This is a genomic window from Paenibacillus sp. MBLB1832, assembly GCF_032271945.1.
Taxonomy (GTDB): Bacteria; Bacillota; Bacilli; order Paenibacillales; family NBRC-103111; genus Paenibacillus_E; species Paenibacillus_E roseopurpureus.
On record NZ_CP130319.1, the window covers coordinates 5,583,880 to 5,608,542 of the forward strand.

Annotated in this window: 21 protein-coding genes; 9 read left to right on the forward strand and 12 right to left on the reverse strand. The window is 50.3% G+C overall.

Annotated features, from left to right (window positions below):
* The first annotated feature begins 157 nt into the window (after positions 1–157).
* Positions 158–889 carry a suppressor of fused domain protein gene (locus tag MJB10_RS25390; RefSeq protein ID WP_314799897.1) on the forward strand — a complete coding sequence of 244 codons (732 nt, stop codon included), beginning with the start codon at positions 158–160 and terminating at the stop codon, positions 887–889.
* Here MJB10_RS25390 and MJB10_RS25395 read toward each other — a convergent pair.
* From MJB10_RS25395 to MJB10_RS25425, 7 genes are all read right to left on the reverse strand, one after another.
* The gene (locus MJB10_RS25395; RefSeq protein ID WP_314799899.1) at positions 886–1,101 is read right to left on the reverse strand and encodes a helix-turn-helix domain-containing protein; all 216 of its coding nucleotides are present in this window, start codon (positions 1,099–1,101) and stop codon (positions 886–888) included. The two genes, MJB10_RS25390 and MJB10_RS25395, sit on opposite strands and share 4 nt — an antisense overlap.
* A 141-nt stretch (positions 1,102–1,242) precedes the next feature.
* Positions 1,243–2,517, reverse strand: coding sequence for an MFS transporter (locus tag MJB10_RS25400; RefSeq protein ID WP_314799900.1), 1,275 nt, complete (start codon positions 2,515–2,517; stop codon positions 1,243–1,245).
* 555 nt (positions 2,518–3,072) lie between these two features.
* Positions 3,073–3,288 (reverse strand): hypothetical protein, encoded by a 216-nt coding sequence (locus MJB10_RS25405; RefSeq protein ID WP_314799902.1) that lies wholly within the window; start codon positions 3,286–3,288, stop codon positions 3,073–3,075.
* A 29-nt stretch (positions 3,289–3,317) separates the two neighbouring features.
* Complete coding sequence (locus MJB10_RS25410) at positions 3,318–3,929, reverse strand: hypothetical protein (RefSeq protein ID WP_314799904.1); 612 nt, start codon at positions 3,927–3,929, stop codon at positions 3,318–3,320.
* A 108-nt stretch (positions 3,930–4,037) separates the two neighbouring features.
* Positions 4,038–5,882: a sensor histidine kinase gene (locus MJB10_RS25415; RefSeq protein ID WP_314799906.1), complete on the reverse strand. Its 1,845-nt coding sequence runs from the start codon at positions 5,880–5,882 to the stop codon at positions 4,038–4,040.
* Positions 5,879–6,547, reverse strand: coding sequence for a response regulator transcription factor (locus tag MJB10_RS25420; protein WP_314799907.1), 669 nt, complete (start codon positions 6,545–6,547; stop codon positions 5,879–5,881). Before MJB10_RS25420 ends, MJB10_RS25415 begins: the two co-directional genes overlap by 4 nt.
* 176 nt (positions 6,548–6,723) lie before the next feature.
* Positions 6,724–7,560, reverse strand: coding sequence for a sulfurtransferase (locus MJB10_RS25425; RefSeq protein ID WP_314799909.1), 837 nt, complete (start codon positions 7,558–7,560; stop codon positions 6,724–6,726).
* A gap of 236 nt (positions 7,561–7,796) precedes the next feature.
* On the opposite strand from MJB10_RS25425, the gene MJB10_RS25430 reads away from it, so the two are divergent.
* Genes MJB10_RS25430 through MJB10_RS25445 form a run of 4 tightly spaced genes read left to right on the forward strand, consistent with a single transcriptional unit; the run spans position 7,797 to position 11,546 of the window.
* Positions 7,797–9,203, forward strand: coding sequence for a spore germination protein (locus tag MJB10_RS25430; RefSeq protein WP_314799910.1), 1,407 nt, complete (start codon positions 7,797–7,799; stop codon positions 9,201–9,203).
* A gap of 2 nt (positions 9,204–9,205) precedes the next feature.
* Complete coding sequence (locus MJB10_RS25435; protein WP_314799911.1) at positions 9,206–10,309, forward strand: GerAB/ArcD/ProY family transporter; 1,104 nt, start codon at positions 9,206–9,208, stop codon at positions 10,307–10,309.
* Entirely contained in the window at positions 10,306–11,394 is a 1,089-nt protein-coding gene (locus tag MJB10_RS25440; protein ID WP_314799912.1) for a Ger(x)C family spore germination protein, read from the forward strand. The genes MJB10_RS25435 and MJB10_RS25440 overlap by 4 nt, the downstream gene beginning before the upstream one ends.
* A gap of 20 nt (positions 11,395–11,414) precedes the next feature.
* Positions 11,415–11,546, forward strand: coding sequence for a hypothetical protein (locus MJB10_RS25445; protein ID WP_314799914.1), 132 nt, complete (start codon positions 11,415–11,417; stop codon positions 11,544–11,546).
* On the opposite strand, the gene MJB10_RS25450 is transcribed toward MJB10_RS25445, so the two are convergent.
* Complete coding sequence (locus tag MJB10_RS25450; protein ID WP_314799916.1) at positions 11,543–12,016, reverse strand: GNAT family N-acetyltransferase; 474 nt, start codon at positions 12,014–12,016, stop codon at positions 11,543–11,545. The genes MJB10_RS25445 and MJB10_RS25450 overlap by 4 nt on opposite strands.
* A 223-nt stretch (positions 12,017–12,239) precedes the next feature.
* Between MJB10_RS25450 and MJB10_RS25455 the strand changes: the two genes are divergently transcribed.
* Positions 12,240–12,632, forward strand: coding sequence for a GNAT family N-acetyltransferase (locus tag MJB10_RS25455; protein ID WP_314799918.1), 393 nt, complete (start codon positions 12,240–12,242; stop codon positions 12,630–12,632).
* A gap of 34 nt (positions 12,633–12,666) precedes the next feature.
* Here the strand turns inward: MJB10_RS25455 and MJB10_RS25460 are convergent, their stop codons facing one another.
* From MJB10_RS25460 to MJB10_RS25470, 3 genes are all read right to left on the reverse strand, one after another.
* Positions 12,667–12,972, reverse strand: coding sequence for a 4a-hydroxytetrahydrobiopterin dehydratase (locus tag MJB10_RS25460; protein WP_314799920.1), 306 nt, complete (start codon positions 12,970–12,972; stop codon positions 12,667–12,669).
* Between the two features lie 105 nt (positions 12,973–13,077).
* Complete coding sequence (recQ, locus tag MJB10_RS25465) at positions 13,078–14,889, reverse strand: DNA helicase RecQ (RefSeq protein ID WP_314799922.1); 1,812 nt, start codon at positions 14,887–14,889, stop codon at positions 13,078–13,080.
* 71 nt (positions 14,890–14,960) lie between these two features.
* A complete protein-coding gene (locus MJB10_RS25470; protein ID WP_314799924.1) occupies positions 14,961–15,254 on the reverse strand; it encodes a hypothetical protein in 294 nt (97 codons plus the stop codon).
* Between the two features lie 198 nt (positions 15,255–15,452).
* On the opposite strand from MJB10_RS25470, the gene MJB10_RS25475 reads away from it, so the two are divergent.
* Together MJB10_RS25475 and MJB10_RS25480 are read left to right on the forward strand one after the other, a co-directional pair.
* Positions 15,453–17,045: an SWIM zinc finger family protein gene (locus MJB10_RS25475; RefSeq protein ID WP_314799926.1), complete on the forward strand. Its 1,593-nt coding sequence runs from the start codon at positions 15,453–15,455 to the stop codon at positions 17,043–17,045.
* A complete protein-coding gene (locus MJB10_RS25480; RefSeq protein ID WP_314799928.1) occupies positions 17,033–19,909 on the forward strand; it encodes a DEAD/DEAH box helicase in 2,877 nt (958 codons plus the stop codon). Before MJB10_RS25475 ends, MJB10_RS25480 begins: the two co-directional genes overlap by 13 nt.
* A 346-nt stretch (positions 19,910–20,255) precedes the next feature.
* Here MJB10_RS25480 and MJB10_RS25485 read toward each other — a convergent pair whose 3' ends face one another.
* Positions 20,256–21,443: an EAL domain-containing protein gene (locus MJB10_RS25485; protein ID WP_314799930.1), complete on the reverse strand. Its 1,188-nt coding sequence runs from the start codon at positions 21,441–21,443 to the stop codon at positions 20,256–20,258.
* Positions 21,444–21,648: 205 nt separating this feature from the next.
* On the opposite strand from MJB10_RS25485, the gene MJB10_RS25490 reads away from it, so the two are divergent.
* Positions 21,649–24,534, forward strand: a complete 2,886-nt coding sequence (locus MJB10_RS25490) for an ATP-binding protein (RefSeq protein WP_314799931.1) — start codon at positions 21,649–21,651, stop codon at positions 24,532–24,534.
* The last annotated feature ends 129 nt before the right edge of the window (positions 24,535–24,663 follow it).

The following is a 24,663-nucleotide window of genomic DNA, read 5'->3' on the forward strand; positions in this document are numbered from 1 at the left end:
CTTGCCTATGCTTCCCGAAACACTGGGTTGCTTACAAATTAGCACAAAGTGTTGTCTAATCCATGCTGTAAGATGCAACAAACAAACTATTTCCAATTTATACAAACTCCTTTAAGATAATAATAGTCAACCCATCCCTCATCCCAAAGGAGCCCCTATGAACACTAGAGAGCAATCACCATCTGGCAGCCCTATTTATCGGCATGAAGCAAGTGATCGACCGTTCACACCCGCATCAGGAGACGAAGTGTCCCTGGATCTCATTTCCCAGCATGTTGAAACGTACATCGGTCCGATCGCGTCTGTCTTTCATGAAATCGTTTCTGATCTCGTTCATGTCGATATTCTTTTTGTCGCACCGACTCCCGCTCGCAATTTCATCACACTTGTCACCTGTGGCATGAGCAACCTGCCGATGACCGTTCCTTCAGGAGCTGAAGCTTTCCGCTATGCGGAATTAATGATCTGTCTCCCACCCGACTGGAAGCTATCCAATGAAAGTTTCGAGAAAGAAGAGAATTACTGGCCGATCCGCACCCTGAAAACACTGGCACGCCTTCCTCATGAATACAACTCATGGCTGTATGCCGCTCACACGATTCCCAACAAGAATCCAGCGGAACCCTATGCGCCGAACACTAAGCTTATGGGTGCCATGCTGGCGATTCCATCTACGGTTGAACCAATCAACGAGTTTTTCACACTCACCATTTCACCTGAGAAAGACGTTCACTTCTTCAGCTTGCTCCCACTCTATAGCGAAGAAATGGATTATAAATTGAAACATGGCGCCGAGGCTCTATTTGAAAAATTGGACAAAGCCCGCGTTACGGAACTACTCGATCCCCACCGTAAAAACACGTGCAAAAAACTGTTCGGACTGTTCTAACGCACATCCTGCAGTTCATACAACTCGCTGATGGGGCAGCCGATTGTATCAGCGATGGAGATGGCCACTTTCAGAGGCATGATCCGCTTATTTTCCATATAGTCGATAAGCCGTTCTGGCTTGTACTGTAAAGATCGACTGAGTTCCTCTCTCGTGACGCCATGCTCGTCTAATCGTTCTTGCAACAAGCAGCGTCCAAGTTCAAATTTCATCGCTAACCTCCTTGGTCAAAAGAATGATACTCACAGATTTGCCAGGGTTAGCCGCTTTTATTCGCATTGAAAAACCCACCTTAACCTTGCACAGAAGTGCATGGAGCTAGGGTGGGTTTTGTTATGAGTAAAAAGAGAAGTCTATCGACCAATCCCCCGCCGTGCCCAAACCATAACGGGGATCAGCAACAGGGACAGAAACCCTCCCGCCAGCGAGAGGAAGGCGTAGCTGGAATGGGCGACGACCATGCCCGACAGCGCTCCGCCCGATGCTCCCGCCAAAGATACCAAAACATCCACAGTTCCCTGTGTCTGAGCACGTGTGGCAAGGGACGTCGCATCGATGATCTGCGCAGTCCCGCTGATCAAACCGAAATTCCAACCAAGGCCGAGCAGCGCCAGTGCTGCGATAAGCCACCCCATCGAATCGGCAGGCGCCCATGCGGCGAGCATGCCCGCTAGCAAGAGCGTCACGGCCGCTGTGCAGGACATGAAGGTTCGCCCTAGCTTATCCACAAGCACGCCTGTTATCAAGGACGGCAGGAACATCGCCGCGACATGAATACCAATTACCATGCCGACTGCGCTCAGCCCATGTCCATGATGTTTCATGTGAATGGGCGTCATCGTCATGATTGCGACCATCACGATCTGTGTCAAAACCATCACCGTCGCCCCGATGATGACGCCGCGGTTTCGACCTGCTTGCGCCGTGGGACCAGCAGCACCCGTTGTTGACGGATTCGCTTGCTTCGCTTCAGCAATTGCTTGCGCCACGATATACGGGTCTGGCCGCAGCATGGCCCAGAGCACTAAGCCTGCTAGAATAAAGGCCGCAGCTCCCAACATGAACGGACCTGTCAGCGCTGGCGCGCCGACTGACGTTGCGAATCGCCCCATGACCGACACCAGATTTGGCCCTGCAACAGCGCCAAACGTCGTGAATACCATGGCCAAACTGATCGCTCTCGCCCGCTGCGTAGGCTGGGCTAAATCCGTTCCCGCATAGCGCGCCTGAAGGTTCGTCGATGTACCAGCTCCGTAAATCAGCATCGACGCGAACAATAGCGCAATATTACTCGCAACCCCTGCGAATACAACGCCGATCGCCCCGAGTCCTCCAGCTAGAAAACCAGTCGTTAAGCCAACACGACGGCCGAATCGCTGAGATAGCCGTCCAACAATCAGTGCAGACGAAGCTGATCCCAATGTTAACAAAGCCGAAGGAAGCCCAGCTAAGCTATCGGTCCCCAGCATATCTTGAGCAAGCAGCGCTCCCACCGTCACGCCGGCCGCGAGTCCCGCTCCCCCACAGAGCTGCGCAATGATGACAATCATCAAGGATCTGCGGTAGAGTTGTTGTTGTTTGTCGGGTGAATGTATATAGGATTTAATCATTTCGTTGCCTTCAGCCATGTGAAGTCCTCCATCGATGTTACAACGTACTTACATTAGACCTTTCAATCAAACCAGAAATATTTCTGTTTGGCAATCCCCGGAAAAGAACTAGGCGTTCACACAGTCAAATGGTTATTCACCTACATACGATGATTTACGAGTTAGTTGCCTAACGAAAACTCAAGGAGTGAAATTCGATTATGTATGTACCTAACCCAGGAGTAGAAGGACAGCTGAGACAACCGCCGACAGCCCCTCCACCCGTACAGGTCCCACAAAAGCCAAATACTTCTTACATCATTGATTGTGTATATCAATATACCTACGTGTGGCTCCGTAACGGGGAAAGTTTCTGGTTCTACCCAATTTATGTAGATTCCTATGGCGTCGCAGGATTCAGATGGAATGGCGTATATTGGTCGTTCTACGGTTTCGATATCCGATTCCTGGATGCCTCTGCGTGTCCTCCGATCCCAACGCTATACTAGGAGTAGTACACCATATCCCTCCAAAATGCCCTTATTTCATATGAAAAAGAGGAGGATACGTATGTATCCTCCCCTCCATGATCCATTACTCAGGCTTTGCTTCTGCTTTGATAGCGAACGGAACTTCAGGCAATTCAGGCATAGTTGGTCCTGGGCTGCCTTTAGCTATCTCAGGATTTGCTTCTACCATGACAGAGGCTGTTCTCTCTGGCTTTGCCTCTGCTTTCACAGCAAAAGCAGGGACAGCGGAAACCATCATACTCGCAACTAACACCAATGTAATAACGACTTTTCTTTTCATTTTTCATTCCTCCATATGTTTATAATTTCTTACAGTGTTACCCCTGCCGTTTTCGTTTCGACGACTTGTTGCTTTCGAACTGCGGATGCTTGCCACAATGCGCTCCCTAATCCGATGAACGCGATGCCGAACAGGATTCGACCGATATAATCGCCCATCGGCGCGAAGTCCACGACCGATCCTAGAATGAGCATGATCAATGCCCAGCGCGGCATCACCTTATACTTGATGGATAAGGAAGCGAACAATATCAATGACACATTCTTCAAAAATACGTTCACTATCGTGGGAATGAGGAAGCTAAGCGGCGGTACGCTGTTCATCGAGAAAAACTGCGGATCGATCTTGTAAATGACCGGTGCCAGTAGAATCAGTCCGAATTGGTGTCCCGCAAAAATCGCCGATAAGATGAAGGTAGAGAAGTATGAGAAAAGGCCGACCTTCCCGATTTTATCCCATTGACACAGCAGTATACCCGTGAACAATAACAGCGAACAAATAATCGCTGTCATATCCAGGCCCCATCCAACCAGCCCCTCTACGCTGCCGTCGTACGCCGGATGGATAAGAAACCTTGCCGGCAAGTAAGCCAGCCCTCCCAAAACACCAAAATAGCCGCACCACCTGATCAATCTCGTCATGTTTATTCTGAATCATCCCTTTCTCCTTGGTATGGTCTCATTGTAGGATGAAAGGGTGTCATATGAGCAGTGACGCATGTCACGTCCGTTGTCATGATTCTAGTATGATCACGCGATTGGCATCTGAATTTCAAGAACGGCTCCCTTGACAGGCATATTCGCACGGAAATCCATCTTTCCGCCTAGAAGCAGTGTTTTTTCCCTCATCGTTTCGAGCCCGAACCCGTAGGGTTGCCCTTCATATGGAATGCCTTCGCTAGCAAGCAGAAACGTCCACCCGTTATGGGATTGTCGGAGCGAAACCGTAAACCGCTTGCTCTTGCCATGGCGGATCCCGTTCGTTAACCCTTCAATTAATGCAAAATATATCAAGTTTTTATGAAGTGGAATAAGATTCAACCCATCTTCGATCTGATCGATAATGTCGACATCGACGAGCACCTCGGTTTCATGCAGAACTCGCCTTAGCAGCACTGCGATACGTTCGGACCAGTCCTCATCCTTTAACATACGTACCGATCCGCGAATGTCATCCAGTCCTTTACGCACCAGTTCTTCGGCTGTGGCAATCATTTGTTTGGCTTTTACGATGTCTTTGTTCATAAACAGCTTGCCGGCTTCCAACTGCACGATGGACGTCGTTAACGTGTGTCCCACTACGTCATGCATTTGTTGGGCGATCCGGTTGCGCTCCTCCAAAGCTGACATTTCGGACATGACCACACTGCTTTCCCTTATGGAATGGACGAGCCGCTTGTGCGTTTGCTCGAGTTCCTCGGTTCGTTCATGTACTTTGCGCTCCAGGCTCGTATTCAAGGCAACGATTTCCTTCTGCATCAGCCAGTATCTTCGGGCCATAATTGCCGTAAAGGCAAGCGCGAGCGCGCTGCTCGAGGCGATCCCCCCGTTTTGGTATGAAAAAGCAATACTGTACGCCAAATCCAAAAAATTGACGGTGTAACCGAATAAGAAAAAGGCGTATTCCATATTTGCCGGATTTCGGCGGATCGACAGAATCAGGACTACGACAACCGACAGCCAGATCAGCTGAACGATCATCGCCATAATGCCTTCCTCAAAAAGCCGATACGTATCAGGGCGAAGTGTCATGATCGTCACCACGATAAAGCAAAGTAAGGCGTAACCCTGCCATAGTCGACGAATAAAGAGCTTATATGCGGGATGCACGATTTTCTCCAAGAACAGCAATGAGAACAAAGGCCATCCTATCGCACCGACCAAGCTAAGGTAGTAATAAAGCTCAGGTGAAAAATAAAACAAATGCTTAGCGTTCATCCGCACTAGAAACAGCAAAGACAAGCTCCAAGCAAACAACGAAAATATAAGATAAAGCCTCTCCTTGGGATAAACCATGAATAAGCCAATCGCAACAAGCCCTATAAACACCATAATCATGAAGCCGATGATAAGCTTTAAATCATTTTCGAAAAAATATTCTACCATGCTGGCACGCTCGCCGATTTCAAAAGCGTACGGCAATGCACCCGGCCGGTCTACACTAAACAGTACGGTATGCCCAAGATCTTCGTTTCCTAAAGGGATCGAAGACCACTCAATTACGAATCTCGCATCTTCGGCATGCCGGTTTGCCGCATGAACCTCCGTTGCCCCAGCTCGATGAACCGTTAATTCCGGAACGGAGGGATAAATCACAAGCTCCGGCGCTTTCCACGACTTGTCCGGCACATTGATTTTCATCCATAACCGCTGTTGCTGAGCTAAGCTGCCAGGCTTTTCTGGCGAGGAACGCCACTGGGTTTCCGCTGGTGTCTCTATACTCCATTGATAGCTGACTTGATCCGAATTGATCGCAATGAGATCGGCAGGCTTTGACGGTTGGCTAAGTTGAAGCAGGCCATAGACGAACATGAGAAAGCAAATCGCCCCGACGAACACCATACTATGAAAAGCGATGTAAGATACTTTTTTCATTTCTCGTCCATCAGCTCCTTCAACAAAACCAACGCATGGGCACGGTCGCTTGTCCCTAGTTTATTGTAAATAGCGCTGATATAATTGCGTGTCGTTCCTTCACTGATAAACAACGCAGCAGCGATTTGCCGATTGTTCCATCCCTTGACCAGCAGCCGGATAATTTCTTCTTCCCGCTCGGTGAAGCCGAAATCTCGGTTTTTCATCCTTTCTTTGTCGAGTTCATCCTTCAGGTTGGACGAAAGCCGATGAAGTCGCTCCGCCAGTTTGGTCGCAATCGCGGCTGGCAGAACAAGTTCCCCCGATATGGCATCGCGGATCATCGCTACTAATCTCTCTCCTCGGATGTCCTTTAGAAGGAATCCCTTGGCACCATGAGCCATGCATTCTACAATGATATCTGCATCCGCAAATGTAGATAAAATTAAAATTATCGTGTCGGGATATAAGGACATCATTCTTTTCGTCGTTTCCACACCGTTCATAACCGGCATTTGTACGTCCATCAATACGACATCTGGACGGACGTTTTGGATGAGTTCCAAAGCTTTAACGCCATTTTCCGCCGTTCCCACGACTTCCATGTCGTCCTGGAAGTTAATGATCGTCATCAACCCGTCGACAAGTAACCTTTGATCGTCAACTATCATTAATTTGTATGTCATGTCTGCCTCCTTGCAGGCGGTGTGTCCGCTTGTAAAATTAAAACAATTGTACTATCGATACACCATTTATTGCACGATCTTTTTGTTTGCAAAACACCAAAAAAGGGCTGCAACAGGTCATATGCACACAACCTGTCACAGCCCTTCAACCCGCGTCCGACGCGGCTCCCTAGCTCTTACTCCTCACCCGTCGCAATCGGGTTATCTTCCCACGAGATCCAGTCGCTCCAGCTTCCGCTGTAGAGCTTCACGTTCTTATAGCCCGCTTCGCTGAGGCCCAGCACGTTCGGGCACGCCGTCACGCCGGAGCCGCAGTAGACGATGATTTCATCGGCTTCGCGCAGCGCGGCAAAGTGCTCTTCCTGCTTCGCAGCAGACAACCAGGCGCCGTTCTCGTCGAGAACGCCCCTCCAGAAGTAGCTGCGCGCACCAGGGATGTGGCCCGCCACCGCATCGATCGGCTCTTCCAAGCCGAGGTAGCGGCGCTCCTCGCGGGAATCAACCAGCACGGTGCCAGGGCGACCGAGCTTGTCTTTGACCTCGTCCATGCTAGCCAGCATGGAGCGGTGCACCTTCGGCGAGAACGTGCGCGGGTAAACCGCAGGCACTTCGGCCGAGACAGGGTAGCCCGCTGCTTTCCAAGCGGTGTACCCTTGATCCAAAACGTAGACCTCGGAATGCCCGAGGAATTTCAGCATCCACCATAGGCGCGAAGCCATCGCGCCGCCTTGGTCGTCGTAGGCGACGACCGTTTTGGTTCCATCGATGCCGAGGCTGCCGACGAGGATGGAGAAAGCGCCGAGATCCGGAAGCGGATGACGGCCGCCGTGGGCCATTTTGCCACCAGACAGATCCTTCTCCAAGTCAACATACACGGCACCCGCGATGTGGTCCTGCTCATATTGCTCACGGCCGAAATCCGGCTTCCCCAGTGCAAAGCGGCAATCCGCAATAACGATATTTGCATCTCCAAGCTGCCCTAGCAGCCACGACTGACTTACGATATTTTCCACGATTTCCGCCACCTTCCCAAACTATAATCATTAATCGCCCCAGCCCACTTGTTGAATTCACTGAATTTGCCTGCCAATCATTGCGATCTCCACCTATTTTATCCTAAATGGCTTGCGAGCGGAAGTTATCCTTTGCCGTTGCCAATCTCGGTAAATATGCGGGTTAATTTGACATACTCGGAATACTTTCCAACTCTTTCGATCAAAATAAGGCCAAAGTTAGTCGAGGTGGAATTATGCAGCAGTGGACAAATGTGGGGTTGGGCCAGGGTATGGAACATGATTTGAAACACATTCAATCGATTTGCCTCAGCAGTGATTTTCATGTGAGGAAACTCAATTCCTTTGTGGCCTGCTATGTTGAAACCCTAGTATCCAGGAAAGAAATCGATGAGAAATTGTTTGAATTGAGCAGCTTGAATTCAGGGAGTATCGCTGGTTTGCAAGCTGTATTGAGAAGTTTTGAAACCTCCGAGGTTCAAGATCTGGATACATGTATGGTGAAGCTATTTGACGGCTGGATGATCTTGCTATTTGAACAAGGGTATCCGCTAGCCATCAACACCTATAAAGTCAATGAACGTGCTATTACTCCTTCTCTTATTGAAGGAACGCTTCTAGGATCGCAGGAAAGCTTCGTTGAATCCTCTAACACCAATATCAGTATACTGAGGAAAAATGTAAAATCACCACATTTAAAGTTGGAGCGCATTCAAATCGGCCAACAGTCCCAAACAACCGTTTCCTGGCTGTGGATGGCGGGCCTTGTTGAACCTTCAACCCTATCAGAGCTGGAAAACAGACTGCATAAGGTAGATACTGATTTCATTAATTGCTTGATTCTTAGCGAGAGCTTAGCCGATCAACCTTACTCCATATTCCCAACTTACGTCTCCACCATCATGCCGGGAAAAGCGGTAGCATCACTGATGCAAGGGAAAATCATCGTAATGGTTGAAGGCTCGCCGCAGGTTATTCTAGCACCAAGTACGTTTTGGGAATTTCTTGATGCTCCAGATGACTACTACAGCAATTGGCTGTACAATACTTTTCTTAAAATAATCCGCTTATTGGCTATTTTAATTTCCGTATTCTTAACACCCTATTATGTCGCGATAACGACGTTTCACTATCCGTTAATTACGCCCGATCTTATAATGCCGTTGCTCGAACAGCGCACGAAAGTGCCGTTCTCGCCCATCATTGAAACGCTGATTATTTCAATAATTTTGGATTTGATCCGTGAAGCTGGTACTCGTCTACCTGTAAAGTTGGGTCAAACGATTGGCATCGTAGGCGGGATTGTCATTGGACAAGCAGCTGTGGAATCCAATCTTGCCAGCTACTTCCTAATCATTATGGCCGCCATTGCCGCCATTTCATCGTTTACCATTCCCGCGTATATCATGACCAACTCGGTTTTGGTCATTCGTTACGCGGTATTATTGCTGGCCGCTTTTGCCGGCTTGCTTGGCCTAACCATTGGTTTTGCCGTAATTGCGCTGCATGTTCTGCAAATACGCTCACTAGGTCATTACTTTGTTAAACCGCTATCTCCTATAAGCGTAGCTCAATTCATCAGAACAGTATTGCGGCTTCCAATGATCAAGTATAATCCTAAACCCACAAAGGATACCCATTAATGATGAGCCTCCAAGAAAATAATTCGAACAACCAATTAGACAATTCATCCTTGTTTTTCCTTACTGCCATTCTTGAATTGAGTACGGGTGCTATTCATTTACCTAAATTATTCGCTGAATCCGTGCAGAATGAGAGCTGGATCGTGTTAACAGCCTCTGCATGCCTTATCCAGTTATTTATCTTCCTCGGTCTCTCCACCGTGCGTCGAATGTCATGTAAAAACTGGTATGAGTTGGTGGAGTATTATTTGGGGAGGATAGGAGGCATTATATTCGCGCTCCTATTCTGTGTATGTTCTCTACTGATATCAGGAATTACCTTAAGAGATTATACCTATACGCTGCAACAATTCGTGTTCCCTAGAACCTCCACCCTCGTATTGGCTAGCCTTGTCCTCTTGCCTGTCATCATGCTGCTTTCAGGCGGAATTTCATTGATTAGCCGATTTGTTATTCTTGTATTTATGATAACCGTCACCATCTTAATTCCGTTATTCCTACCTTTACCTGCTATAAAGCCCGAGCAATTTCTCCCTATTCGTGTCCTGAGCGGAAACACTTATCTTCAAGCCCTGTTTCACGCTATGCAAAGCTATATCGGCATCGTAGTCCTTTTCTTTGTCTATCCGTATGCTTCCCCGCGCAGCGGATTATATCTAAAAATCACTTATGGGCATTGGTTTGCGTGTTTCATCCTAATTACCCTGAATTTCACCATTGTAGGAATTACTGGTTATGAATTTGCGCAACACATATTCTACCCTTCACTGCATGCCGCTCGTGTTTCACAATTTGCTTTTACGCAACGTTTCGAGTTCATCATCGTAACACTATGGTCGCTTGTTATCATTGTCATGATTTCAAGCTTTCTATGGCTGATTCAACTTGCGCTTCCCATGATGAACCTTAAGAAAAAGCAAAGCTTTGCCTGGTTACTTGTTGTATTGACACTGTGCATTGTCATGGTCTTGCCATCCGAGTACATAAAGTTCCAAACGTGGTATGAACATATAATAGCGGGAGGCACAGTATTCATTTTGCTCGCTATTCTGCTTTTTTGGCTGCTGTCCCGATTTAAAAAAACGGAGGAGATGGACAGATCATGAAGTATTTGATGTTACTTTCGCTGATTCTTCTAGCCGCCGGATGCGGTACAATGAAGGACAAAAAGATCTTAGATGATCAGGGGCTTGCGCTGATTCTGGCACTCGATCGTACTGACCAGGGAAAGCTTAGCGTCACGACAGTTATTCCGAATTTATCAAAGGATGCGAAAGAAAAAACGCAAATCTTTAATGTCGTCGTCCAAGGTGTACATGAAGCCTGGGAACAATTCCGCAAAAAAGCAGGTAAGTATATCATTCCCGGTCAAGTGAAACTCATCTTGTTTAGTAAAGAAAGCGCCAAACAAGGTTTGTCGCCAATGCTAGTGCCCTTATTTCGGGATCCTTCCATAAGTTCGACCGTATTTGTCGGTATAACAGATGGCCCGGCACAGCAAGTTGTTCAAGCCAAGTTAAAAGACAAGGGAATGATCGATGAATATTTGTTTGGATTGGTTAATAAAGAGGAACGCCCCGCTAAGGCTGGCGAAAGCCGATTTGGATATACGGTTAAAACGTTGTATACCTCAGGATTAGACAACACCTTACCGGTTCTCAAGCTGGAAAAGGACGAGATTACTGTTAAAGGCCTAGCGGTTATGCGGCATGGCCAATTAGCCGGAATCATTGACAAGACCTCTACCCCCTATTTTTACTTGCTCAAAGGCATTAGTTACAACGATATCCTTGTATTTGCCTTCAACCCCAAGAATAAGGAGAATATTGCCAGTCTATCTTTTACATCAAACCAAAGAGCGTTACAAATGACTCATTCGAATCCACATAAAATCGGAATGAAAATAAGTGTTCAAGGACAGCTCTTCGAACATGGAGGGTATGATGTCGAGAATCCAGAGCAGTATGACATGCTTAAACAGACCATAACCAAAGAAATAAAAATGAATTGTGAGAAGCTATTGAAACAATTACAAGCCATGAATGCGGATCCGATCGGGCTAGGTCCGTATTACAAGGCAAGATTGAACCCTAAAGAGTGGTCTGATGCCTGGTGGAGAACTACGTTTCCTGATTTAACTATTGATGTCAACGTTGAGTTGAAAACTCTTCAAACTGGTATTTCAAATTAATGGAGCAGGATGAGGCGCATATGGAGGATTGGATCTTTGTAAATATTTTGATGAAACGTTGGTTTTGGGTGCTAACGATTGCAGGTGTCACAGGGGTTTGCCTGTCCCTGTCTCATTGGGTAGCGAAGCGGCTTGAACGGCACCAAAATTAATCCCCCATCCCGCTTGTGGGAATCACCGAATAGGTCAGCCAATGACCTTGGTCTCCACCCATTTTGTCGTAAAAAGCTCGTGCGCGTAAGTTATCTGGGGCTGTTTCCCAGGTTAACTTGGCATAATGATGTCTAGCTGCATAACCTTTGCAAGCCGCAAAAAGTTTCGCCGCCGCTCCCTGCCCACGCTCCGATTCAATCACGAACAGGTCGTTCATCACGGCAATCTTAGCGGCACGCAGCGTACTGTAACTGAAATATAAGGTCGCGAATCCGACCAACGTCCCATCTTCCGTCTCAGCCACGAATTGAATGCCATCTTTCTGTTCGAGTAATACATGAATCAAAGCGTTCAGCTTCTCGTCCTCAGGCTGGCGGTACTGATAGAAATCCACGATGTAAGCGAGCATTAAATTTTTGAGCTGGGGAATATCAGATATTACGGCTTCACGAATCATCACTTGTGCCATCAGGGGTGTCCTCCTTATTCATTCATGGATATGGTATAACTAAATTGAAACGCAGCAATCGTCACTTCTTTGATATAGAAAGGTTGCCCATTCGATGCCACAACCTATAACTTTAACGCTCCCTTGGCGCGTCGTTCCGCTAACGGAACAACACGGCCGTGAACTCTGCACTTGGCGATACCCCGCGCCCTACGATCTCTACACCTGGCCCGACTGGGCACAGATGGTCCGAGATCAGTCGGAGTTCGCCGACCTCGAGCTGCGCGATGCGCAATATCGCGGTGTCATCGATGCCGACGGCACACTCACAGGATTCGTGCAGTTCTTCCCGATCGTCGGCGTCACCCGCCTCGGACTGGGGCTGCGCCCCGAGCTGTGCGGCAGCAGCGGCGGCCTTGGCTCTCGCTTCGTCCAGCTGCTCGTCGCCGAAGCGCAGCGCCAAGCACCGCATCAAGAGATCGACCTAGAGGTGCTCGTCTGGAACGAGCGAGCGATCCGCGCCTACCAACGTGCAGGCTTCGCCATCACGGATACGTACGAGAAGTGGACGCCGACGGGCACTGCGGAGTTCCACTGCATGGTATACACAGGGCTAAGCATCCTCCTATCGCGCTAGAGGGATGCCACTGCTACCCATGCCCCTCCCCCTGCTACCCCTCGACCTCCGAATATACTTGTTCAAACTTCGCGGCAGTCGCGAAATCCAGCTCGGTCAAGCCGCCAGCGACCCACGAGGTCAGGCGCAGCGTCACCACGCGATAATCAATGGCGATCATCGGGTGGTGGTTCATGGCTTCGGACACCTGCGCGACTTCTTTCACGAACGCAATCGCCTGGAGGAATGACGAAAATCGATACTTGCGCATGATCCACTTGCTGCCCTCTTCCTCCAAGCTCCATGTATTTAGTGCAGCAAGGCGTTCATCGACAACCGCTTTCTCCAACTTCTCCCTCACCTTTTCCCACCACACTTCCTTACTGAATTAATCTGAAATGTGCCAGTTGGGAGAGGGCTGGATTAGCCTCGATGTGAACCCGCGCTCCCATTATAGCCCCAACTACTACTCGTAATCGTAAGCCACCGCTCCGACTTCACTCTCACCTGCATACGTGCGCAGCAGCTCCAGAAACGGCTTCCCATAGTTGCGGTATTTCACCTCGCCGACCCCTTTGATGCGCAGCATCGCCGCTTCCGTGGTCGGGCACTGCTCGCTCATCTCGCGCAACGTCGAGTCCGCAAAAATAATGTACGGCGGCACCTTCTCGCGCGCCGCCATTTCACGCCGCAGCAGGCGAAGCTGCTCGAATAAGGTGTTGTCCATCGCAGCGGCCGCGCGGACGGGCTGTTTGCGCACCTTTTGATACACAGGAAGCTTGCCCTGCAGCACTTCCGCAGCAGGCTGCATCAACCGGACAACCGGGTATTGTCCCTCTGACAGCTGCAAGAAGCCTTCTGAAATCAGCACATTGATCAGCTCGGCGATCTCTTTTTCAGGCAGATTGCTCATTATGCCATAGGTCGGCAGACGATCGAAGCGATAGTCCATGATCTTCTTCTGCTTGGAGCCCTTGAGCACGGAAGCGACCATCGAGATCCCGAAGCGTTCATTCATGCGGCGAATGCAGGAGAAAATCTTTTGCGCTTCCACGGTAATATCCACCGTGTCCCGATCATCCTTGCAGGAACTACAGTTCCCGCATGTATCTTTCACATTTTGCTCATCGAAATAATGTAAAATGACGTTCCGCAAACAGCGCGGTGAGTAGCAGTAGTCGATCATGGTTTGGAGCTTTTTGTACTCGTTCGCTTTGCGCTCCGGGGACAGCTGGTTCTGCTCAATCAGGAACTTCTGCGTCATAATATCCTGCGCGCTGAACAGCAGAATGCACTCGCTCGGCTCGCCGTCACGACCCGCGCGACCTGCTTCTTGATAGTATGCTTCCATGTTCTTCGGCATGTTGTAATGAATGACATACCGCACATTGGACTTGTCAATTCCCATTCCGAACGCATTCGTTGCGATCATCACGCGAATGTCGTCATAAAGAAACGCCTCTTGCATGTAGGAGCGCTCATCATCCGTTAAGCCTGCGTGATATTTGCCGGCGGCGTAGCCTTTTTTGCGCAAAGTCTCGTACAAATCCTCAACATCCTTACGCGTTGCTGCATAAATAATGCCTGGCTGATGCGTATGTTCCTTCACGTAATGCTGTATGTAATCCCGCTTGTTCTCGCCGCGTAAAATGGTCAGCTCCAAATTGTCACGCGAGAACCCATTGATGAAAATACCTGCCGTATCGAGCTCCAGCAACCGCGCAATGTCTGCTGTCACTTCCGCGGTAGCCGTTGCCGTGAACGCCGCCACAATCGGCCGATTCGGCAGCTGCCGAATGAACGGCGCGATCGAGACGTAGCTCGGGCGGAAATCATGCCCCCACTGCGACACACAGTGCGCTTCGTCGATCGCGACCAGCGGTAGATTCAGCGCAGCCATCCGTGAGCGGAACCGCTCCGACTCCAGACGTTCCGGCGCGATATAGAGCAGCTTATATTTGCCCTGCATCGCCCCCTGCATGCGCTGTTCCACTTCTCTCGCTTCCAGCGTACTATTAATGAATGTCGCCGGCACACCGAGGGCGCCCAACGCATCCACCTGATCCTTCATCAAGGAGATCAATGGGGAAATGACCAGCGTCACGCCGTCCATGAGCAGAGCAGGCACCTGATAACAGATCGATTTGCCCCCGCCTGTCGGCATAATCCCTAACGTATCGCGTCCTTCGAGCAGGTTCGTAATGATATTCTTTTGACCCTCACGGAATTCCGGATACCCGTAAACTTGTTGTAGAACCTTTCTTGCTTCATCCAGCATGCCTCTAAACACCTTTCCCCCAGATTGGAGATTCTCGATCAGTTAAGAGCGGTTGACCGCTCTTTAGCCCCTTAGACCAAATAAATAACCGACACCAGCTTCTCGCCATCGTGAACCTTGAGCACGTGATTGCCCGCATCATGCCGAACTGATCCTGCACCGACATGCATCACTGGCGCACTGCCTAAGCCATAAAATATATCGTCAGCCAACGTACGCAGGCATTGTTCCTGTTCCTCGGTGTCCAGCTCTTCCCAGTCCTCGGCCGTCATCTCGAGCAGTTCATAGAATCCATTAACCATTTCAATCCCGCGCACAAAATCCGTCACAATGTCCTTGTATTCTCTACCGTACTTAATACCCATCCGCACCGTCTCCTTCATCGCGCTTCATCTCTTCATCTAGCTTCACTTTATCATATTCTGGATCAGAATGCAGGTTAACCGCCTTGGGCTCGGATTAAAAAGTTCCCCTTTGGCATAAACTGTGGAAATGGGCAATTTCGGAAAAAATCTGTTACTATGGAAGAAGGAATGTACGGCTCGGAGGGTAGGAAAGATCACATGCTGAAACTTCAAATTCCCAAAAATCGAATGAACTACCTCATCAAGCAAATCCCGCTTCACTTCGACGCCACACGTCTGGAGCAAGGCTGGGAGTATTATCATAAAGGCCGTGTCACGGTGGTGGATCTCAAGGGCTTAACCGTCCTGTCGACCGTTGCTGGCAAACAGCTCCATAAGGCTCAAATTGATTTGGAAAATTTCGCGGCCAGCACCTGCAGTTGCGCTTTCGAGGGCTTCTGTCAGCATATTGGCGCTACGTTTTTTAGCTTATACGCCCCCTATGGACGTCCAGAGCTTGTCCTGCAGCAGCTCAAGCAGCAGATCCACACACGAAAGAAACCGCTGCGCAGCGCGGCCATCCTGCAAGAACGCAAGGCCGTGGCTCCAGCCAATGCGCCTGTAGAGGAAAGTCTGCCTACGGAGTGGCATCGTTTTTTTGAAGGGAAATTTCACGGATTTTCGATTTCACATCAGCATTCGATTGAAACGTTCTTTGACTCCGCATTGGAGTCACTGCCTCCTTATGCAGCGAACTGGCGGGACACGACCCGCGAGCTGTATATGTGCCATATCGTCCTGTTCATGATGCGGAAGATCGAGCAATTTTATCAGGAAACGAAGAGCTCTTATCTGTCCTACTATCACGAAAATGGATGCAAAATTGCCGCTAAAAACTGTGAAGAGAAGCTCGTTCAATTCATTCGCCGCATCGAGGTGAATCGGTCTTTTCAAGCGGAGCCTAAACATTGGCATGCCACGATCAAAATGGTCGGAGAATCCGCCCTTCAAGGCAAGGACAGCCCGGTGGATTGGCTGTTTGTGTATCGGTTCATCTGGTGGGCGCTGACTGACCAATTGGCGGTACAGCAAGAGGAAATGGCACGTCTGGATACACTGCTAGCCAAGAAAGACATGCTGCCCAAGAAGAAAGACACACTGCTGGCGGCCAGAGCCCATTTTGATATCATCCAAGGGCATACGGAGCAAGCTTTCGAACGCCTGGGTAAGCTGGCACACCCGCACGCGAAGGATTTTTTCCTCTATTTAAATAAATTTGTGAACGAGGGACAGTGGGACCGCATGCTGGTCTGGCTCCGCTGGCTGTTCCCGACGATTGCGAATGCGAATCATGATGACTTCCGCACCTTCTGCCAATATTGGCTGGATACGACGAAGCATCTGCCGAACGACAGCGAATGGGTTGGGGTGATGGAGTCCCTGCTGCCGCGTTCCTACTACTATTACACGGCTTATTTGCTGCAAACGAAGCGGTACCGCCAGTGGGTCGATTTGCAGCTTGCGAATCGGATCTCTCCCTTGAATCTATATGGCATGGAGCTCAAAGCGATTGAAGAACATGACTCAGCGCTGCTCCTTCCACTCTATCATCAGGCGGCCGAACGGGCTGTTTTGGAGAAAAATAGAGCTTCATACAAGACGGCTGTCCGCCTGCTCAAAAAGCTGCACAGCCTCTATAAACACATCGGCCAAGATGACCGCTGGGAGCATTACATTTATCGCTTGGCGGATAAATTCTCGCGTTTGCGTGCTTTCCAAGAAGAGCTCAAGAAAGGAAAATGGATTCGATGATCGAAACCAGCGCGCTGACTGTGCACCTGAGTTCGTTGCCGAACGGCTCGTTATTCCTCTGGGGATCTCGGGAGAACGGCGGAATTTGGGACGCACTTGATCTGAAACATATGCTTTTCGCATGGCATCGCGCCTCGTTCTTCGGGACCTTCATGGAACCGAGCGAATGGCAAAATCGGGAGGGCATCGAGCTGCTCCCGCTAGAAGCGCTCGATTATTTCAGCGAGCCGCAGCCTGTTCAGCATTTGCAGCTGCATTGGCACACGTCCTGTGCCGACGTCATTCGTTTGGCGCCTGCTGTGAGAGAGTCCCTGGCGATGGGACGTTTCATGCCCGACTACGAGAAATGGAAGTCCGGCGAAATCGGCTGGAAGCTGCAGCTGCCCGAGGAGCTGCAAGCGCTGGAGACACCAGCGATTTCACGTTGGATCCACGCCTTGATCCCCGAGTGGGTCGACGCCGACGGCGTCATGAAGGACAATCTGCGCAAGCTCGAAGCTGCGTATCCGTTGATGCGCCGCGCGGAAACCAGCGGCACCGAGGTGTGGCTCGACGAGGAGGACTGGCTCGTCAGCATCGGCTGGCGTCAGGACCGGACGCCGATGCGCACGTGCCTGCAGCTCGCCGAGCCGGACCTGGCGCATGGCGCAGGCTGGCAGCTGCGCGTGCTGCTGCAGGACCGGCTGGCGCCGGAGGTGCTGCGCACCGTGACGACCAGCGGCGAGCCGGTCGCAGGCGAACAGCCACTGCCAGAGGCGTGGCTGCCAGAGCTGGGCCGCGTCGAGCGCGACGCGGCGCGATGGCTGCGCATCCTGCCGTGGCTGGATGCGGGCGATGGCTCCCTCCGTCAGACGTTGACGGAGGAGGAGGCTTGGCGCTTCCTCGCCGAGGGAAGCGTGCGTTTAGTGGAGGCAGGAACAAGCGTGTTCCTGCCCGCGTGGTGGGAGCGCATCCGCAAGATGCGGCCGAAGCTGCGCGCGAAGATCAAGTCTTCCGTCGGTTCTGGACGGGAGACGATGTTCGGGCTGAGCCAGCTGATGCAGTTCGACTGGAAGCTGGCTGTGGGGGATTTGGAGCTGACGGAAGAGGAATTCCGACAGCTCTTGGAGGAGAAGCGCAAGCTGATCCAGATTCGCGGCAACTGGATTCAGCTCGACCCGCAGTTCATGGCCCAGGTCGAGCAGATCATGAAGAGGGTCAGCAAGAAGCAGGGCCTCTCCTTCCGCGATGTGCTGGAGCTGCATTTTGCTGGGGAGGCAGGCGGTTTGCTGCCGCCTGAGGATGATCCCGACGCCGCGCGCTACCTCGACATGGAGGTCGAGCTGAATGAGCAGCTGCGCCACATGGTCGAGCAGCTGACGCAAACCGCAGCGATTCCGACGATGGAGCCGCCACCGAGCTTTCACGGCTCGCTCCGCCATTACCAAGTAGACGGCATCTCTTGGCTCCTGTTCCTTCGCCGCTTCGGCCTAGGCGGTTGCCTAGCCGATGACATGGGTCTCGGAAAGACGATCCAGTGGATCACGTATCTTCTCACGGTGAAAGAGACGGAGCAGCCAGATACGCCATCCCTGTTGATCTGTCCGACTTCTGTGCTGGGCAACTGGCAAATGGAGTTGAAAAGGTTCGCTCCTTCCCTGCGCGTCCATCTTCACTACGGACCGCAGCGGTTGAAAGGCCCTGCTTTTCAGGAGAAAATCGTCGGCAAATACGATTTGGTATTAACGTCTTACACCCTGTCTCATCTAGATGAAGGAGAGCTAAGCGAAATTGCGTGGAACTCCATCTGCCTGGATGAGGCTCAAAATATCAAGAACGCTTATACGAAGCAAGCGACGGCGATACGCCGTTTGAACGGCTATCATCGTATCGCGCTGACAGGAACGCCGATCGAGAATCGGCTGACAGAGCTGTGGTCGATCTTCGACTTCGCGAATCCCGGCTATCTCGGCACGGTGCGCGAATTCACGCATCGCTATGTGAATGCGATTGAACGCACGCGCGATGAGGCGACAATCGGCAAGGTGCAGAAGCTGATCCGGCCGTTCCTCCTGCGCCGCGAGAAAAAAGACCCTGCCATCCAGCTGGACCTGCCCGAGAAGAACGAGTCCAAAACGTTCATCTCGCTGACCGCCGAGCAAGGCTCGTTGTACGAGAACTACATCCAGGATATGTTCGATCGCCTGGATAAGCTGAACGCGATGGAGCGGCGCGGCCTCATTCTCGCCGCGTTAACGAAGCTCAAGCAGGTGTGCAACCACCCTGCCCTGCTGCTCAAAGAAGGGCTCGGCACACCGTGGAGCGGCCGCTCGAACAAGCTGGAGCGCCTGCTCGAGATGGTGCAGGAGCTGCGCCAAGAGGGCGACAAATGCTTGATTTTCACGCAGTTTGTCGAGACGGGCAACCTGCTGCAGCATGTGCTCCAGCAGGAGCTGGGCGAGAAGGTGCTGTTCCTGCACGGCGGAACCGCGAAGGCGGGGCGCGATGCGATGATCGCGCACTTCCAAGACGCAACCTTGCCTGATGAGGAGCAGCGCAATGTGTTCATTCTTTCGCTGAAGGCCGGCGGCATCGGGCTCAACCTGACCGCGGCGAATCATGTGTTCCACTACGATCGTTGGTGGAACCCCGCGGTCGAGAATCAGGCGACGGACCGTGCCTTCCGGATCGGGCAGACGCGCCATGTGCAAGTGCACAAATTCGTCACGCTCGGCACGCTGGAGGAGCGCATCGACGAGATGATCGAGCGTAAGCTGGGCCTCAGCCAGCAGATCGTCGGCTCGGGCGAGAACTGGATCACGGAGCTGTCGACAGACGAGCTGCGGGATCTGTTCTCCTTGCGCCGCGAGTGGGTGGAGGCGTAGCCAGGGATAGAAAAGGAGCTAAGCGATGTCTAGTCGCTTAGCTCCTTTTGCCGTTCTCGCAGCGCTCACTCTAGCAGGCATTATTCACGCTGCTCACACCCCACACATTGTGCCAGGCTGTCTATTACGCCTACCCCCAACAAATGAGATGGATTTCATGTATCTATTTTGGCGCAAATTCCTGGAGTTTCGTTAGCTAGATGGATTTCTACAGTTAATTCGCACAACTATGGGTGGTTTTGCTCAGCCTGTTCACAATTAACAGCACATTTCCATTTATTTGCGCTAATTCTTGAATTTTCATGTGAAATAACTGTACTTTTCCAGTTAGTTCCCCCTTCCAGCCTCAAATCATCAAATCCAAAAACAAATAATACCCCTCACCCAACGCGCAGGAAAACGTCTGGATTTGATACGAGGTATCCAGGTCGGTATAGACTTGGGACAGCGTCCCTTGTTTTTGCACGTTCATCATGAGAATGTTGGAGATGAAATACGGACGCCACGCCCAATTGGCTTGCCGGTAGCTCTCGTTTTTGCTCCAGCCCTCTTCGTTACGGGTATAGTTGGATGACGTCTGATAGCCATCACCTTGGCAGATATACATGCGAATACAGTTGTCGGACACGTTGTGAATCATTTGTTCAAGGACAGCGTCAGCCTCGTCAGCGTTCGAAATACCGGCAGACGAATGAATCAGTGTCGATAGCCCCTCGTGCACAGTGAGCAGTTGACTATAGCGCTCGAACTGGCCTTGGCCAAAGCGTTGCAGCTCTTCTGCGAGCATCCCCTTGTAAGCATCTGGTTGCTGCAGGTCCACTTCTGCTTGGGAGAAAAGAAAGCCTTGCACGTACCTGGCCCCCGCATGCAGAGCGGTATGCAGCTCACGCTTAGTTTCCACACCTTCGACTAGCAGGGAGGCACCCATTTGCGAGGATAGAATGGAAAACGACTGCAGCAAGGCTCGATATCCATCATGAACAATGCTTTTCTTCAAAATGTTCAAGTCGATCTTTAATATTTTCGGCTGCAAGCTAGCAATACGATCCAAGTTACTGAACCCGCTTCCCACATCATCAATAGCAATGGTGCACCCGAATTCCCGATACAATTCAATAATCCAGGTGAGCTCTTGCAGCTGACCCTTGAACTCTTCTTCTGTAATTTCGATCACAATCTGTGAGGGATCTATCTGATATTTCTTGGCCAGTTCGATGGTTGGCAGGACACCCGTTCGTTTATAGGTACGGTAAATCCAGGAAGGTTTTAGATTAATGAATAGCTTACTGGGATAAGGAGACTCCGCAACTCGTTCAATCGCTTGTTCTCTTAAATGACGATCGATCATGAGCTGCATGTCTTCCGATATATCAGGGTCTTGGAAGAAAGGCCCTAGGCTCTCCACACCCCCATCACGAATCCATCTGCCCAGTGATTCATAACCGATAATTTCTTGGCTCTGCAAGGAGATAATAGGCTGATAATATGGACGTATTTCATGACGTGGCGGAATCTTGATGTTCTTCACCTGCACTGTGCGCCCCCCTCACTACAACTAAATCATGTCGTACTTCTTAACATTGAAACGTATTAACTCATATTTTAAACGACATTCATGCATTCCGCAATCAATAATGTAAGGAAACATGACATTGTTGGTTTTTAAAGGAATTTGTTGAGCCCTGTCGAATTTGAAAGTGATCTTTCAAACTTATGAAGAAGTTAGGTGAGCTCGTCACATGAAAACTTTTACTAGATCTCGAATCTCCATGCTCTATGTCATCTTAATCGTTGCCTTACTAGCGCTTGTCAGCGTTTCTAACTACATGGCCTCTCGCAATATGGAAAAAGAAAACGCCGCAATTGTGAATGATGCAATCCCTATTCTTACGACGGCCAACAGCTTGTTGACCAACCTGATTAATCAGGAAACAGGTCTACGCGGGTATGAGATCTCCCAGAATGAGCAGTTCTTGGAACCCTTTAACCAAGGTCGAGCGCAGACTGCCACTGATTTAAGCACGATGGCTGTCTTGGACAAGAAATACCCTACCTTGCAGATTATTATGGATACCCAAGTCATTCCTGCGATTACCAATTTACAGAAGTATCATGACACCACATTGGAGCTAGCACGCGCTGGCAAGTTCGACGAGGCGAAAGCCCGGATTAACGGCGGCCGAACCTTAATGGATCGCTATCGCGTCATCCATACGAGCATCGAGAACAATATTGAACAGATCACAGCGGGTGCCTATGAGGCTTCCCAAAAGGCTGGTCAAACGTCCCGCATGATTACGATGGTCGGCAGCCTTGTTGCGCTGCTTACTGGCGGACTATCCATTATTATTTCCATTCGTTCGCTGCAAGCGGAGAAAGAGCTCCGCAAGAGCGAAGAAACGTACCGCTACATGGCAGAGAGCTTGGAAGCGCAGAACGAGGAAATTATTGCCCAACAAGAAGAACAACAGCTCACACTTGCTAAGCTGTCTGAGCGCGAACGCGATTTGGAGCTCATTTCCTCCTACCAGGAGAAATTAACAGGTTATGTGAAGATGAAGGATTTCTTGGTTCACACGCTGCCTGCCCTTTTAGATTCGTTAGCGCAAGACGCTGCACTCGTTGTACTAGAACGTCATTCCGAAGATGGCTCGGTATCCTACGAAGTCATTCATTCCATGGGATATCCGAAGGCTTATGTGCAGGCGTCACGCTCCGAGTTGTTCGGACCTGCCAAGCGCGTATTCGATGAAGGGACGACGATCGTCCATACTCGTGACGTTTCGGGCCAAGAGCTCGGTATTCACGGAGGAATGACACGCGCTGTTGATCAATATATTCCGCTGACGGATGATAAGCAGGCTGTTATCGGCTTCCTTTTACTGACCAGCTATCAATGCGCAAGTGCTCTAGATGATAATCAGCGGTTGACCAAAGGATTAGTGCGCCAATTCGGGCTCGCTTTCTATGCGCAAGTCGTGAATGACGAGAAGATTCAGCAGGCGAATAGCTTGGCTGAGTTGAACGACCAACTGACTGTGGAGAAGCAGCTCTTGGAAGGACAGCGCGATCTCATTCAAAATATTTTGGAATCCGCCCATGAAGGCATGATGATGTGTGATTCGCAGGGCACGATTCTGTTCGCCAATCAACGTATGAATCGCTATTTCGGCCTACATAATCGCGTTAACGAGAATCTTGTTGCCTGCAGCTATGAGATTGGCGCTGAAACACCTAGCTTCCACGGCGTCGCCGCATCCATTGAAGCGCTAATTGACCGTTCGTTGTCCCACTTGACCCAGCGTTTCAATTTTCAGCAAGAGGATCATTTCCAACATGCGGAGCTCTACGCTACGGTTGTGAGCGAAGGCACGGAGCAGCAGGGCTATCTGTTCGTTTTCCGTGACCGTACGGAAGAAGAGCGTATTGATGAGATGAAGAACGAATTCATCTCCATCGTTTCTCATGAGCTTCGAACTCCGCTCGCCAGCGTGCTCGGTTTTATCGAGATTTTACTGCACCGTGAGCTGTCGCAAGAGAAGCAGAAGCGCTATATGGAAACCATTTATAACGAAGCCCAGCGCTTGTCGAATCTCATCAATGATTTCTTGGATCTGCAGCGTATGGAGTCTGGGCGTCAATCGTATCACTTCGCGCCGATCCAATTGCCTTCCCTCGTGAAGGACATCGCCGAGCAGTGGGAAGACAAGCAGCAGCATCGCGTCGTTATCCATCACCAAGAGTCCGAATTATGGGTACGCGCCGATGTGGATCGACTTCGTCAAGTGTTCGACAACCTGATCAGCAACGCCATCAAGTACTCGCCAGCAGCTGATCAGATCGACATTCACCTGACGGCCCATGAAGGCAAAGTCACCATCGCGATTCAAGATTACGGACTAGGCATTCCGCAAGATGCGAATGAGCATATGTTCTCGAAGTTTTTCCGTGTAGACAACTCCGATCGCCGTCAAATCGGCGGTACAGGACTTGGACTTGCGATTGTCAAAGAAATCGTAGAAGGGCACAACGGGCACATCTCTTATACATCCGAAATGGGACACGGCACAACGTTCCGCATAGAGCTTGATCAGCACGTGCTTAATGGGTTGGATGGGAAAATTGTTATTTTCGAAGATGATGATAATTTGGCTAAATTAATTAAAGTCGCCCTGAATAAGCTTAGCCTCCCTTCCATCCAACTGCGTTCTGCGGAAGAGGGCATGATCGCTCTGCACCGTTGTGAAGGCGAAGGTCCCCTTCTCTTCATCGTGGATATTCATCTGGAAGGCGAGAAAACTGGCTGGGATTTCATCGCAGAGCTGTATAAGCATCCTGTTCATGCACAAACACCTGTCATCGTGTCCACCGCTCTGGATCCGCCGCATGACTATCATGAGAAGGAGATCGAGAAATATCTTAAGAAGCCATTCACGATGGAAAGGCTCGTCCAAGTAGCGAAACGTTTGCTTGATAATAAGAGCAGTCTCGCTTACGTGTTCCCATCGCAGAATAAAGAGACGCTCTCCACCACCTTACAGCGCAACGGCATTCAAGTTGTGAAAATGCAAGAAACCCACGATATGATCGAGGTCGATATCTCCAAGCCTTCTTCCGAGTCGTAACGCTGTCCCTCGGACGCTTTAAACTCCCGTATCCTTTTGGATGCCGGGAGTTTTTATATCTTGTAAAGGGCAGGGATTTCCCGCGTGAATCGCTAATATAATAGACACATATAGGTTCATATTGAGAAA